Genomic DNA, 14,286 nt, shown 5'->3' on the forward strand with positions numbered 1-14,286 from the left:
GCCTCGCTGGTCGAACCGTGTTCCGTTTCGCACGGACCGTCGCGATGCCGAACGGATTACCGACTGTGGGTTACGACGGGCCCGCGCATCTCGGTGCGAACGACTGTGCTTAAGTTCCGCCTACGTGAATCGGGTGGTATGCAGGACAGAACCTACACTGCCGACGCCGAGCCGGGCGACGACGCGACGGTCGCCGGCTGGGTCCACGAGATCCGCGATCTCGGGGGCATCGCCTTTCTGATTCTCCGAGATACGACCGGCAAGATCCAGATCAAGTTCGAGAAAGACGAGATGGACGACGACCTCGTCGAGACGGGGCTGGGTGTCTCCCGCGAGAGCGTCGTCAAGGTTTCGGGCGCAGTCGAGGAAGAGCCCCGCGCGCCGACGGGCGTCGAGGTCACGCCCGAGTCCGTGGAGGTCGTCGCCCCCGCCGACCCCGAACTGCCGCTGGATCCCTCGGGGAAGGTCGACGCCGACCTCTCGACGCGACTCGACAACCGTACCCTCGACCTCCGCAAGGACGAGGTCCAGGCGATCTTCGAGATCCGCTCGGAGATCCTGCGCGCCGTGCGCGAGCAGTTCCGCGAGTTCCGCTGTACGGAGATCAACACGCCGAAGATCGTCGCCACCGGCACCGAGGGCGGCACCGAGCTCTTCCCGATCACCTACTTCGGCGAGGAAGCGTTCATGAACCAGTCGCCGCAGCTGTTCAAACAGCTCATCGCCGGCTCGAACGTCGAGCGCGTCTTCGAGATCGGTCCGATCTTCCGCGCCGAGGAACACAACACGCCGCGACACCTCAACGAGGCCACCTCGATCGACTTCGAGGGCGCGTTCTGTGATCAGAACGACGCGATGGACGTCGTCGAGGGCGTCGTTCGCGCCGCCTACGAGGCCATCGAAGCGAACTGCGGCGACGAACTCGAGGCGCTCGGTCTCGAGGACGAGTTCGGCGTGCCCGAGGAGGCCTTCCCCCGCATCAGCTACGAGGACGCCATCGAGCGCATCAACGCGACGGGCGAACTCGACGAACAGCTCGTCTGGGGCGACGACCTCTCGACGGAAGCCGAGAAGGCCCTCGGTCAGGACGTCGGCGGCCACTACTTCATCACGGACTGGCCCAGCGAGATCAAGCCGTTCTACATCAAGGATCACGACGACGATCCGCAGCTGTCGACCGGCTTCGACCTGATGCACCCGCGCATGGAACTGGTCTCGGGCGGCCAGCGCGAACACCGCCACGAGAAGCTCATCGAGGGCTTCGAACAGCAGGGGCTCGACCCCGACCAGTTCGAGTACTACACCAAGATGTTCAAGTACGGGATGCCGCCCCACGCCGGCTTCGGTCTCGGCGGCGAGCGACTCGTTATGACGATTCTCGGACTGGATAACATCCGAGAAGCGGTTCTCTTCCCGCGAGATCGCCAGCGTTTGTCGCCGTAGGCGACAAACCTGGGAGCCAGCGAGACGACCGCAGGGAGTCTCGCCGGACCGGCAGCGACTCTCGCCGTAGGCGAGGTCGCTGTTCGTCGATCGGGGGCTCGTTGGACGACCGGAGGGAGTCCAACGGTGTTCCCGCGAGATCGCCAGAGATTGAGCCCGTAGGGCGAAATCTCTGGGAGCAAGCGAAACGAGTTTTGCGTGAGCGCCAGCGTCTGTCGCCCTAGGCGGCAGCCTGGGAGCCAGCGAGACGAACGCAGTGAGTCTCGCCAGACCGGCAGCGGCTGTCACCGTCGACGACGAATTTTCGAGCGTGTTCGAGACCGTCGTCAGATCGGACAGACGAGCCGAGCGCCGAATCTTCAACGTTATACCGTTCCGGCCGAAAGCGAGGGCGTAATGCGCGAGGAGGCGACGGCGTTCGTTCCCGGTCACGTGACGGGATTTTTCAGCGCCCATCCGGCCGATGACCCGACAAAGGCCGGCTCACGGGGTGCGGGACTGACGCTGACAGACGGTGTCGACGTAACGGTCGAACCCGCGACGGAGACGACCGTCGTACTCGACGGGACGGAAATTGACGTCGAACCAGTAGCGACCGTTCTCGAGACGCTCGACGTCACCGCTCGAGTCGAGGCGGACTCCGAACTCCCGCTCGGAGCCGGGTTCGGCGTTTCCGGAGCGATGGCCCTCGGGACGGCACTCGCGGCGAACCGCGTGTTCGAACGAAAGCTCTCGCTCAACGAACTCGTGACGATCGCCCACGGTGCCGAGGTGCAGGCCGGAACGGGGCTCGGCGACGTGGTCGCGCAGGCCCACGGCGGCGTTCCGATCCGCCTCGAGCCCGGCGGGCCACAGGACAACAAACTCGACGCGATTCCGTCGCGGGCGCGCGTCGAGTACCTCTCGTTCGGCGAACTCTCGACAGCCGAGGTGCTCTCGGGTGACACAGAGGCGTTGACGGCTGCAGGGAAGGAGGCCCTCTCTCGAGTCGTCGAGGAGCCGACGCTGTCGTCCTTCATGTACGCCTCGCGGCTGTTCGCACGCGACGCCGGCCTGCTGACCGAGCAGGTCATGGAAACGATCGCCGACGTCTCCGCGGTCGAGGGACAGGCGTCGATGGCCATGCTCGGCGAAACCGTCTTCGCGCTCGGGTCGGGGCTCTCCGACGCGGGCTACGAGCCGTCGGTCTGTGCGACGCATCCGGCCGGTGCCATGCTCCGTTGAGACTCGAACGACGGTGAACCCATGCAGTCGTGGTTCGGCTGTACCTGGTCAGCCTGTCGAGACCGGACAGAGAGAAAATACTCATACATCGGTTGACAACCCAGCGGTCACCTCCCTTCGGCCGCTATGACTGTCTCCCGATCCGAACCGACGGCTCCGAGCGATGACGTATCGACAGCGACGTGGCTTCGAGCGCGCATCCGCTCGCGTCTCGGGATCGATACTCGAGCACTGGGGGCGTTCCGGATCGGACTGGGGCTCGTCATCCTCCTCGACCTCCTCGTTCTACGGGTCCCGGGGCTAGCGACGTTCTACACGGACGCGGGGATTCTCCTTCGGTCGACCCTCGCCGAAACGGCACCGTCGCTCGCGCGGTGGTCCTCCGTACGCAATTTCGGGGTCCGTGGTGGGACAGGTGCTGTTAGTCGGAATTACCGCCATCGTCGCCGCGTGCCTGCTCGTCGGCTACCGGTCCCGACTTGCAACGGTCGGCTCGGCACTGCTGCTCGCGTCACTGTACGCTCGCAATCCGTACCTGGTCAACGGCGGCGATACCATTCTCGTCTCGCTGCTGTTCCTGGCAGCGTTTCTCCCGCTCGACGCGCGGTGGTCGCTTCGCGGTCGACGTCGGCAGGGCGACGATCGGATCGTCTCGATGGCGACCGCCGCGATTCTCCTGCACATCGTCGTCATCTACGTGATCAATGCAGTCCTCAAGTTCCAGAGCGACGCCTGGACGAGCGGCATCGCTGTCCGGCGTATCTTCCAACTGGAGGATTTCGTTTACGTGCTCGGTCCGACCGTCGCGGAGTATCCTGCGGTCCTCACAGCGGTCAACTGGCTCTGGATCGCTGTGCTCTCCGTCTCGGTGCTGCTCGTATTCGCGACCGGTTGGCTCCGGATCACGGTCGTGGCCGTATTCATCGGCGCACACCTCGGGATGGCAGCGACGATGCGGCTGGGTGCCTTTCCGTTCGTCATGTGCACTGGCTTGCTGTTGTTCCTCCCGCCGCGAATGTGGGATCGCATGGACCGGTTCATCGTCGAGTACGGGGTCACGGATCGCCTCGAGTCGCTCGCGAGGGAGAACAGCGACAGTTCCGGTGGACAGTCGTCCGAGTCCACCTTCTCACCGCGTATCCGACGCGGCGTACATATCCTTACGACTGGAATCCTCGTCTGTTTTCTCGTAACCGTAGGGGGCTGGCAGGTCGTCGCAGCGGGTCTCGTCGATTCCCCGGCCGCGGGAGGAGATGACGTACTCTCGAGTGCGAGCTGGGCGTTTTTCGCGCCGGACCCGCCGAATTCGTATAGCTGGTACGTCATCGAAGCCGACCGCGAGTCCGGGGAATCGACGGATCTCGTCGACGGCAGTGAGGCGGATTTCGACCGTCCGCCCGATGCGATGGATCGGTATCCAACGACGCTCTGGAAACGATACGGAACGAAGATACAGGGCGCGAGTAGCACTCACTTCGAGTCGGCAGCAGCGTATTTCTGTGATCGCGCACCAGCGGACGTCGAGTCGGTAACGATCTATCGCGTCGAACAGCCCGTCGACGCGGACGGACCGGTCGGAGAGCCGATTCCGCAGACGCGAGCCACTGCCGTCTGTGGCTGACGAGGGTAACATACTGAACGCGATACTGGATTTATCAGCCCCTGATCGATCACTGATACCGATACATCGTCAGCGGATCGTCTTGGATACCCGTCAAACCGACGTTCTCGGTCGCTCGAGTATCACTTTCAACGGCTCCGAACCGGCCGTGTCGACCGTTCGAGCCCGCCGGATAGCGTCCTGTTCCATATATCAGAACTAATACTGGTAGCCAGAAGTTTATTATGGTCCGTTCTAGTTATCCGGTCAAGTTTGACAATGGCTTCGAAAACTGACATTCACCAAAGCTTATTTCAGCTGTACGAACATTACGTCGGTGAACCCGACTCGAGTAAGGACGTCTACGGCTACTGGTTGTTCATCGTCGGGTATATTATCGGTGCCGCTGGCGTGGCAACCTTCGTGGTCGGCTACGCGGGCGAGGGGAACCCCTACACGCTCATCCGTCTCTCCGGAGTGACGGCGGCGACGGGGCTCGCGTTCTGCCTGCTCGGAATCGTCCTGATGTTGCCGGTCCGCCGACGGGGCATTCAGGTCAGTTTCGTCGGGCTGTTGATTTCACTGGGGGGCGTCGGCTTTTTCGCGTGGGCGTATCCGTACAACTGGCGACAACTCGGGACCGACTACAGCGTCGAGGTCATTTCGGTCTACACGCTCGGTATCGGAATCATCGCGGGCGTGACCGCGCTCGTGCCGGTCCTGACGGGCCAGAAGGGAATGTTTGTCGAGGAAGAGGGCAAGACAGAAGATCCGCCGATTCTCACCGGCGACGCGACGGAAGGCGCGCAGTTCGCCGTCTTCCGTGACGAAAACGGCGACTGGAAGTGGCACGTCCTCCACCTTGAGGCGCTGGCCCAGAGCAACGAGAGCGCCGTGACGCGGCCGGACGCCACAGCGGGTATCGAGCGCGTCAAGTCCCAGATCAGCTCCGCGGGGCTGATGGAGCTGACGACCTCGGCGTTCCGACTCTACGAGGACCGCGACGGCACGTGGCAGTGGACGCTCGCACGCGACGACGGCTCCATCGTCGGCTCCTGTGCCGGCGAGTTCGACCAGCGCGACGGCGCCGAGGAGTCGGTGAGCTTCCTGAAGGATCGGGGTCCGGACGCCGACGTGATCGAAATCGAGGGCGCCGCCTTCACCTACGAGGAGCGACGTGACCAGTGGTACTGGCAACTGGTCGACGACGAACGCACCCCGCTGGCCTCGAGCGAGACGGGCCACTCTACGCAGGAACGCGCCGAAGAAGCCGCTCGGACGTTCGCCGAACGGTTCGATCAGGCGCGGGTGCTCGATGTCGAACACGTCGGCGTGGAACTCTGCGAGCGGGCCGACGGCTGGACCTGGCGGTTCGTCGACGCCGACGACGCGGTCGTCGCCAACAGCACTGATACGTTCGGCTCCCGGCGTGACGCCGAAAAGGCCGCCGACGCGTTGCTCCCGGCGCTCGAGTCGGCGTCGGTCACCGTGGCCGGCGAGCCGACCTACGAGCTCTACGAGTCCGGCGAGGAGTGGCGCTACCGGCTGGTCGACGAGAACGAGCACGTCGTCGCGCGCGGGCCCGAGGGAACCCCCGAACGCGACGGCTCGGAACGGTGGACCGACCAGTTCGGCGAGAACGCCCGCGAGGCCGTCGTCGTCGAGATAGAGGACGCGGAGTACGAGGTTTACCCGGCGAACGATGCGAGTTCGGGTGGAAGCCCGGCTTCCACGCCCGACGACGACCTCCCCGCGACGGTCGACGAGCCCGAACCGGCGGCCGACGGCGGAACGACCGTCGATGCGGCCGAGGCGGCGGACACGAGTCCGTGGCACTGGCGACTCGTCACCGACGACCGCGACGTCGTCGCCGCGAGCACGGAGCCACACGGTGACGCCGAGGCGGCGACGACGGCGATCGAGCGCGTTCGCCAGCAGGCCAGCGAGGCGGAGCTCATCGAGTTCGAGAACGCCGCCTTCCAGGTCTACGAGGCCGACTCCGGCGAGTGGCGCTGGCGGCTCATCGACGAGGACGGCAACGTCCTCGCCGACAGCGGCGAAGAGCACACCTCGCGCGGCGACGCCGCCGAGGCGATGATGACGCTGAAAGAGCAGGCGCCCAACGCGGAACTGCTCGAAATCGACACCGCGGCGTTCGAACTGTTCGTTAACGAGGACGACGAGTGGGGCTGGCGGCTCATCGACGAAGCCGGCAAGCTCGTCGCCGAAGACCCGGCGACTCACCCGACCCGCGGGGCGGCTCGACAGGCGATGAACCGCTTGCTCGAGCATCTCGACTCCGACGTGCGGACGATGGACCGGTCGATCTTCCAGACGTACGCGACCGATGACTGGCACTGGCGGTTCGTCATGCCATCCGGTGAAACGGTCGCTGTCGCCGGCGAGGATCATTCGACTCGTGACGAACTGGTCGACAGCCTCGACAACGTCCGCGAGGCCGCCGCATCGGCTCGCCGCTCCACGATCGGTGACGTTTCGGTTCAGCTGTACGGCACCGACGAGTGGCACTTCCGACTGCTCGACCGTGACCGCGAGGAAATCGCCGACTCGGCCGTTTCCACCGCCGACCGCCAGGAAGCGATGGCCGGCGTCGAGACGCTCAAGAGCCACGCGCTGGACGCGCCGATCTTCTCGATCGAAGACGCCGTGATCCGGCTCGACGGCAACGACGGTTGGTCGTGGGAACTCGTCGATCGCGATCGCGACGTCCTCGCGGCGGCCGTCGGCACCGCCGAGAGCAAGGACGACCTGCTCGAGACGGTCGAAGTGGTTCGTCAGCTCGCGCCGATGGCCGGACGGGTCGACTTCGACATCGCCTCGTTCGAACTCGTCGCCGACGAGGACCAGCGCTGGCGCTGGCGGCTCATCGACGAGGACGGCCGCACCGTCGCGTCCGGCTCCGAAACGCACGAGACGGTCGACGCCGCACGCAAGGCCCTCGAGGACGTCCGCGAACTGATCGAATTGGCGAGCATCCTCGAGATCGACAGCGTCTCCTTCGAGTTGCACACCGCCGAGGACGGCTGGGTCTGGCAGCTCATCGACGAGTACGGGACGACGATGGCGGAGAGCACGCAGACCTACGAGAACCGCACGGACGCCCGCGAGGCGATGAACGACGTGAAGGCGCAGGCACCCGACGGCTGGATCACCTTCACCGAGTAAGTCCCGCACCGATTCGAATCGGTCGCGCACCGGCATCTCTTTTTCACCGTTTTCGTTCGAGAGACGCCACAGTCTGACGAGAACGGGATGGGCCGGCTGCGTGTACGAGGAGCGTCACATCTGTTCCGTTGCGATCGAGCAGTTATATGCGTCGAGAGACATGCTCGAGGCATGAAATCGATGGGGATCCGACTCGAGTACGCACCGGCGGCGATTCCACCGATTCACGAGGGGATCTGCGAGTCGCCCGACATCGACCGAGAGGTCATCGTGGGCGGACAGTCGGTCGACGGCGTCGAGACGATCACGTCGTTCGTCTACGGTGACCCCGCAGCCTACGAGTCGCTGTTGTGCGACCTTGAGGGCGTCCGCGAGTACGATCTCACGCCGTCCGACGACGGGTTCTTTTGTTATCTCCGTCGTGACCTCGGTCCGGAGGGGCTGTCGTTGCTGAACGCGCTCGCACAGCGGACGGCCGTGATCGTGCCGCCGATCGAGGTCAGATCCGATCGAACGATTCGACTGACCGTCGTTGGACATTCGTCCGCCCTCACCGCCGTGATGGAGGACGTTCCCGACGGACTGCAACTGGATGTCCGCTGGGTGAGCGACGAGGTGACGGTCAGCGGTGCGCCCGTTTCCGACCGCCAGCTGGCCGCGCTTCGGGCGGCCCGAAACGTCGGCTTCTACGAGATTCCGCGAGACGCCGGCATCGAGGCGGTGGCCGCCAAACTCGAGTGTGCCGTCTCGACGGCCTCGGAACTCGTTCGCCGCGGCGAAGCGAACGCGGTCGAACGCGTCCTCGAGAGCGGACCGTAATATGGTTCGGTCAGCCGCTCGTCTCAGGCACTCTTGCGTTTCTCGCAAACGACGGTGTACGTCGTGTCAGCCATATAGGTATCGACGATAGTGCAGTTATCGAAGACGGCCTCGAGCGACGCCACGACGTCACCGTCGGGATTCCAGTTGGCGTACCAGCGCAAGAAGCGCCGGATGAGTGGGTTCAGGACCCGAGCGGGACCGTCGGGGATCGTCCCGATATCGAAGACGACGAACGTGCCGTCGGGGACCAACGACTGGGAGACGGTCTGGGTCGCGCGGCGGATGTCAGGCATGACGCTCAGTGAGAGCGTCGCCAGCGCCCCGTCGAACGGTTCGTCGAACTCGGCCGTCGTGGCGTCGGCGCGACGAACCTCGACGTTCTCCCAGCCGTGCGTCTCGACCCGCTCGCGTGCCTTTTCGACCATTTCCGGGCTGTAGTCGACTGCGACAAGTTCGCCCGCCGGACCGATCTCGTGTCGAATCCGCTCGAAGTTGACGCCCGGGCCGCAGCCGATTTCCAGCACTCGGTCACCCGGCCGGAGGTCGAGCCGATCGATCGCCGCCTCGCGCATCGGTTCGAGATCCCGCTCGCTCATCTCGTACCAGTCACTCCAGCGATCCCAGACCGTCCGACTCCGCTCGAGGTGGGCGATATGGTCATCGTCCGTGCTCGAACCACTGGGTGGCGAGTTGCCGTCTCGTCGGTCCGTGACCATACGTGACGATGACTCCGCTCGAGTGAGTAGTTTCACGCGAAATATATCGCGACTTTATATAATTAGCTCACGAAGCGGTCGAGTCGATCCGTCGGAGAAAGTCCTCTCGAATCCAGTCGGGGTGGCGTCTTCTCGAGACCGATCGGATCGAGATTTTCGACCTGACCGCGAGTATCCGTCGGATCGGTCTGTTTTTTATCGACCGAACCCAGTGATCGGTCGTGAGCGACTACGACAGCGTCTCCGCCGACGTCGAGCACGAGGAGGAGATTCCGGAGGACCACCCCAGATATCAGGACCTGCTCACCCGCCACCGGATCGAGCGGGGCGTCGAGAAGGGAATCACGCACCTCCAGGGGATGCACGCCGAAGGGCGGGGCAGCGCGTTCGACTACCTGCTCGGCGAGGAGACGATTCCCAGCGCCGACGACGCGGAACGGGCCGCCGCCGCACACCTCCTGCTCGCTGAACATCCCGTGCTCTCGATCAACGGCAACGTCGCGGCGCTGGTGCCTGGCGAAATGGCCGAACTGGCCGATGTCGTCAACGCCGACCTCGAGGTCAACCTCTTCAATCGAACGCCCGAGCGAATCGAAGCCATTGCCGACCACCTGCGAGAACACGGCGCGGACGACGTGAAGGGGCTGACGGCCGACGCGCACATTCCGAACCTAGAGCACGAGCGCTCGAAGGTCGACGCCGATGGCATCTACGAGGCCGACGTCGTGCTCGTCCCCCTCGAGGACGGGGACCGCGCCGAGGCGCTCGACGAGATGGGGAAGATCGAAATCGTGATCGACCTCAACCCGCTGTCGCGCTCGCCGCAGGTCGCCGACGTGCCGGTCGTCGATAACATCATTCGCGCGATCCCGAATATCACCGAGCACGCGCGGCGGCTGGCGGACGCCGACGAGGCCGAACTCCGGGAGATTATCGAGGCGTTCGATCGCGAGGGGGCGCTCGAGGACGCCGAGGAACGGATCCGATCGGGCGACCTCTGATACCTCTCTCGATCTCCGTCTCGGTCCCGCTCAGAGCTTCCCCGTGATCGACGGTGAAACGGAGTTCCGAGCGCCGTCGCGTTCGATGAGCTGTGGCCTGTCGGCCGGATCGACGAACGGGAGTTTCGATTTGATCGCCGCCACCGTCTCCTCGACGCGGTAGTACGACAGCGAGAAGACCTCGCTCGCACGACGAGCGAGGGAGTGATCGATCTCGTAGGGAACGGCCGGGCCGCTCGCGAGTTCGTCCCCGTCGATCAGCCAGTCTCGGGCCAGTGCGACACCCTTCTCCGCGTCGTAGCCGCGGGCGAGGTAGTGTCTGTAGGGATGCCGGATCCACGAACACTCCCAGTGGGCGTAGACGTCGACGCCCGACTCGTTCTCGAGGTCGTGAAGGACGATATGTAACTGCTCGTCGGCGAACAGCGACGGTCGCCACACCCACGAGCCCTCGGAGGTGTTGCCGTCCGTTCGAACCTTGAGCGCGGCGATCGGATTGCGCGAGAAGCCCACCTGCTCGAGGACGTCCTCGATCGTCTCCTCCGAGCAGTGGGCCGTGAGCACGTACTCGTCGGCGGTCGTGTGGCTGATCGCGTATCCGCCGAAGGTCCCACGCAGGAGGAAGTGTATCTGCGGGTAGATGGTTCGACGGAAGGCGTTAATGGCGTCTTCGCTGTCGAGCATCGGTCGGCGGGGGTTATGACGACTGTCCAGAAGAGTATTCCGACAGCGTTTCGCGGGTCGATCCTGTCGTCCACCGGTTTACAGCGCTGTCCCGCTCGAGTTGACCACGACGGTGCTGTCTCGCTCGAGTTAACTACGACAACGCTGGCCCGTGACGGGCTCGTGCTGCGACGGGACGCCGTTTCGCAACGGATCGAAAACCAGTGAAACGCGATCCGCTCCAGCCTACTGCGGTCTCTGTAGCGGGGCAGGCAGTAGCCGGTGCAATAGTTACCAGTCGGGGACGCTGACAGTCATGATATCGATGACCGAACTGACCAACGGTACTGCCGACGACGGCGTGACCCGACGACGGCTCGATACTGATAAGGAGGACCCGGAAGCCCAACTCGTCGAAGTCATCGCTGACATCGACGGCGTGGAGTCGACGGACCTCGCTCCGATATACCGCCGTATCGATGGCCTCATCGACAGCCTCTTCTCGTCACCGTCACCCGTCGAGGCAAACGCGCACGTCACGTTTTCGTACGAGGGTTACCGTATCCGCGTCCACCAGAACGGCACGGCAACGGTTCGCGAACTATCGGCCTGACGCGTCTCGGGACCGCACGCGACCGCGTCGAGTCGGTCCCGACGTCGTTCTCCGCCCACCCGCCCTGATGGCTGCTCGAGTCGGGATTCAGGAGGTATAAATTCCTCCTCCGGTTTCAGTCCACACATGGACGCCTACGAATTGCTGACGCGAAACGTCGAGGAGGTCGTCACCGACGAGGAGGTCCGCGACCTCGCGGCGGACCCCGAGGGCAAGCGGGCCTACGTCGGCTACGAGCCCTCCGGCGTGCTCCACCTCGGCCATCTCCTGACCGCGAACAAGCTCATCGACCTCCAGGAGGCGGGCATGGAGGTCGTCGTCCTGCTGGCGGACGTTCACGCCTACCTCAACGAGAAGGGGAGCTTCGAGGAGATCCGAGCCACCGCCGAGCAGATGAAAGCTCAGTTCCTCGCCTACGGCCTCGAGGAGGCCCAGACCGAGTTCGTCTACGGCTCCGAGTTCCAGCTCGAGGAGGAGTACACCCTCGACTTGCACCACCTCGAGCGCGAGACGACGATGAACCGCGCTCAGCGCGCGATGGCCGAAATCCAGGGCGACGAGACGGCCAAGGTGAGCCATCTCGTCTACCCGCTGATGCAGACCCTGGATATCGAATATCTCGATCTCGACCTCGCGGTCGGCGGGCTCGACCAGCGCAAGGTCCACATGCTCGCCCGCGAGAAACTGCCCGAACTCGAGTACGATGTCCGTCCCGCGATCCACACGCCCATCGTCGCCGACCTCACCAGCGGCGAGGGGAAGATGTCCTCGAGCGAGGGGATCAGCATCTCGATGGAGGACTCGACCGCGGACCTCGAGGAGAAGATCAACTCGGCCTTCTGTCCGCCGACCCGGGATCCCGAGGGCGACCTCGAGAACCCCGTCCTCGAACTGTTCGAGTACCACGTCTTCCCGCGCTTCGACGAGGTCGTCGTGGAGCGACCCGAGAAGTACGGCGGCGATCTCACCTACGAGGCGTACGAGGACCTCGCTGCGGACCTCGAGTCGGGCGAACTCCACCCCGCCGACGCGAAGGGAACGCTCGCGGCCTCCCTCGACGAACTGATCGCGCCCGGCCGCGAGAAGCTGCGCGAACTGCGCGACTGACGACGCGACGATCGCGGTTCGCCGTCGGGAGGTCGACGAGGGTCGGTCTCACCGACACGGCGGCCGCCCGCTCGGGGACGGGGCAGCCCTGTAGCGATCGGCTATCAACGTAAACGAGACGCATCAGCTACGGAGACGCCGTAAACGGCTGATTTTCCGCGTTTACGACGGTCAGGCTTATCACTCCCTTCGGTGGAGGTCCGATCGATCCATGGGACACGACACGGAGTCCGACGGTTCGTCCGCGAACGCATCGCGCCGCTCGTTTCTACAGACCGGGACGCTCGCCTCAGCGGGCCTCGCTCTGGGGCTGTCGGGCGCGGCCCCAGCAGCCGCGGCCGGCGACGGATCGACCGAGACCGACGGGATGGCGGCGACCGACGGCTCGAGCGACGGCGAGCTCAACCTGGCGGACGTCGGCTTCCTCCAGTTGATGGCGTATCACCACCGCGCGGGCATCGAAGCCGCTTCGCTGGTCCCCGAGCGGACGAACCACGAGGCGCTGGCTCGGTTCGCCGAGCGGGTGATCGAGGGCCAGCGCGAGGGAATCGCACGCATCGAATCGATCCTGGCCGACGCCGGCATCGAGCCGGCGCACCTGCTCGAGGTCGATCTCGACGCCGTCAGGGATATGGTGACGTCGATCCCCGGCAACCTCCGGCCGAACGAGCTCGCGTACCTGTCACGGCTTGAGGCGACCACGTTCGATCTGCGATTTATCGAGACGTTCGCGAACCACCACCGCGGCGCGATCCAGTTGTCGCACCTCGTCCTGCGGGAAGGGCAGTCGCCCGCGGTCGAGCGGATGGCCACCGACATCGTCGAGACGCAGCAGTCGCAGATCGTCCAGCTGTACGCGTGGTACCTCGACTGGGTGTAGCCCATCGCCTCGAGCGAGTCGAGTCGTCCGCGGCGACCGCGACGGGCGATCCCGCCGATTGAAGTGCCAGCGGCCCCCTTGCGAGGCTATGAACGAGACGCGACAGGCGGTTCTCGAGGCGCTCGCGGACGGACCGGCATCGGGACCGGACCTGGCGGAATCACTCGATATCTCGCGGGCGGCCGTCTGGAAGCATATCGAGGCGTTGCGCGAGGCGGAGTTCGCGATCGAGAGCGGGCCGAACGGCTACGAACTCGCAGCCGTCGAGGCGTACAACGGCCCGTCGGTCGAGTTCGGACTCGAAGCCCCGTTCTCGATCGAGTACCACGACGCCGTGGGCAGTACGAACGATCGGGCGCGCGAACTGGCGGCCGACGGCGCGGCGGACGTGGCGGTCCTCGCGGACGAACAGACCGGCGGCCGCGGCCGCCTCGAGCGCGAGTGGGCCGCGCCGTCGGGTGGCGTCTGGGTGAGCGTCGTGACGCGGCCCGCGATCACGCCCGCGCAGGCCCCGCTGTTGACGCTCGCGGCGTCAGTCGCTACGGCGACGGCGGCTCGAGAGGCGGGCGTCGACGCTCGGATCAAGTGGCCCAACGACGTGGTCGTCCCGGTCGGCGACGACGGCGACTACCGAAAGCTCGCGGGGATTCTCACCGAGATGGAGGGGCAGACGGATCGGGTCGACTGGCTCGTCGTCGGGATCGGGCTCAACGCGAACCTCGATGCCGACGCGCTCCCCGAGGGTGCGACCAGCGTGCGTGACGAAGCCGGCGACGTCGACCGCCGACGCTTCGTCCAGCGCTTGCTCGAGGAGTTCGAGCGGTATCGGACCGACCTCGATGCCGTGGTTCCCGCGTGGCGCGAACTGGCGCTGACGATCGGCCAGCGCGTGCGGGTCGATCGGCCGTCGGGCGAGGTCGTCGGTGAGGCGGTCGACGTGACCGAATCGGGTGCGCTCGTGATCGAGACCGACGACGGTCGAGTGACGGTCGCTGCGGGTGATTGTGAACATCTGCGCCCCGTCTGAGTGC

Annotated in this window: 12 protein-coding genes; 10 read left to right on the forward strand and 2 right to left on the reverse strand. The window is 65.1% G+C overall.

Translation table 11 applies throughout. The features are described 5' to 3' along the window. Window positions 1–138: 138 nt before the first annotated feature. The 5 genes from aspS to HYG81_RS24755 all read left to right on the forward strand — a co-directional run bounded on the left by aspS (window position 139) and on the right by HYG81_RS24755 (window position 8,272). A complete protein-coding gene (gene aspS / locus HYG81_RS24735; protein WP_180842318.1) occupies window positions 139–1,443 on the forward strand; it encodes an aspartate--tRNA(Asn) ligase in 1,305 nt (434 codons plus the stop codon). A gap of 396 nt (window positions 1,444–1,839) precedes the next feature. Further along, entirely contained in the window at window positions 1,840–2,667 is an 828-nt protein-coding gene (locus HYG81_RS24740; RefSeq protein WP_180842319.1) for a pantoate kinase, read from the forward strand. Between the two features lie 406 nt (window positions 2,668–3,073). After that, a complete protein-coding gene (locus HYG81_RS24745; protein ID WP_340674433.1) occupies window positions 3,074–4,288 on the forward strand; it encodes an HTTM domain-containing protein in 1,215 nt (404 codons plus the stop codon). 258 nt (window positions 4,289–4,546) lie between these two features. After that, entirely contained in the window at window positions 4,547–7,453 is a 2,907-nt protein-coding gene (locus tag HYG81_RS24750; protein WP_180842320.1) for a DUF1508 domain-containing protein, read from the forward strand. A 171-nt stretch (window positions 7,454–7,624) separates the two neighbouring features. Then, the gene (locus HYG81_RS24755; RefSeq protein ID WP_180842321.1) at window positions 7,625–8,272 is read left to right on the forward strand and encodes a helix-turn-helix domain-containing protein; all 648 of its coding nucleotides are present in this window, start codon (window positions 7,625–7,627) and stop codon (window positions 8,270–8,272) included. 23 nt (window positions 8,273–8,295) lie between these two features. On the opposite strand, the gene HYG81_RS24760 is transcribed toward HYG81_RS24755, so the two are convergent. Then, entirely contained in the window at window positions 8,296–8,991 is a 696-nt protein-coding gene (locus tag HYG81_RS24760; protein ID WP_180842322.1) for a class I SAM-dependent methyltransferase, read from the reverse strand. A gap of 221 nt (window positions 8,992–9,212) precedes the next feature. On the opposite strand from HYG81_RS24760, the gene HYG81_RS24765 reads away from it, so the two are divergent. After that, window positions 9,213–9,992 carry a 4-phosphopantoate--beta-alanine ligase gene (locus HYG81_RS24765; protein ID WP_180842323.1) on the forward strand — a complete coding sequence of 260 codons (780 nt, stop codon included), beginning with the start codon at window positions 9,213–9,215 and terminating at the stop codon, window positions 9,990–9,992. 30 nt (window positions 9,993–10,022) lie between these two features. Here the strand turns inward: HYG81_RS24765 and HYG81_RS24770 are convergent, their stop codons facing one another. Next, the gene (locus tag HYG81_RS24770) at window positions 10,023–10,676 is read right to left on the reverse strand and encodes a hypothetical protein (protein WP_180842324.1); all 654 of its coding nucleotides are present in this window, start codon (window positions 10,674–10,676) and stop codon (window positions 10,023–10,025) included. Window positions 10,677–10,980: 304 nt separating this feature from the next. Between HYG81_RS24770 and HYG81_RS24775 the strand changes: the two genes are divergently transcribed. The 4 genes from HYG81_RS24775 (at window position 10,981) to HYG81_RS24790 (ending at window position 14,282) form a co-directional block, all read left to right on the forward strand. Next, on the forward strand, window positions 10,981–11,268 hold the full coding sequence (locus tag HYG81_RS24775) for a HalOD1 output domain-containing protein (RefSeq protein WP_180842325.1): 288 nt from the start codon (window positions 10,981–10,983) through the stop codon (window positions 11,266–11,268). 126 nt (window positions 11,269–11,394) lie between these two features. Beyond that, entirely contained in the window at window positions 11,395–12,375 is a 981-nt protein-coding gene (locus HYG81_RS24780) for a tyrosine--tRNA ligase (protein ID WP_180842326.1), read from the forward strand. A 211-nt stretch (window positions 12,376–12,586) separates the two neighbouring features. Next, window positions 12,587–13,255 carry a DUF305 domain-containing protein gene (locus tag HYG81_RS24785; RefSeq protein ID WP_180842327.1) on the forward strand — a complete coding sequence of 223 codons (669 nt, stop codon included), beginning with the start codon at window positions 12,587–12,589 and terminating at the stop codon, window positions 13,253–13,255. A gap of 88 nt (window positions 13,256–13,343) precedes the next feature. Further along, window positions 13,344–14,282, forward strand: coding sequence for a biotin--[acetyl-CoA-carboxylase] ligase (locus HYG81_RS24790; RefSeq protein WP_180842328.1), 939 nt, complete (start codon window positions 13,344–13,346; stop codon window positions 14,280–14,282). Window positions 14,283–14,286: the final 4 nt, after the last annotated feature.

Origin of the sequence: Natrinema zhouii (assembly GCF_013456555.2) — an archaeon.
GTDB classification, from domain to species: domain Archaea; phylum Halobacteriota; class Halobacteria; order Halobacteriales; family Natrialbaceae; genus Natrinema; species Natrinema zhouii.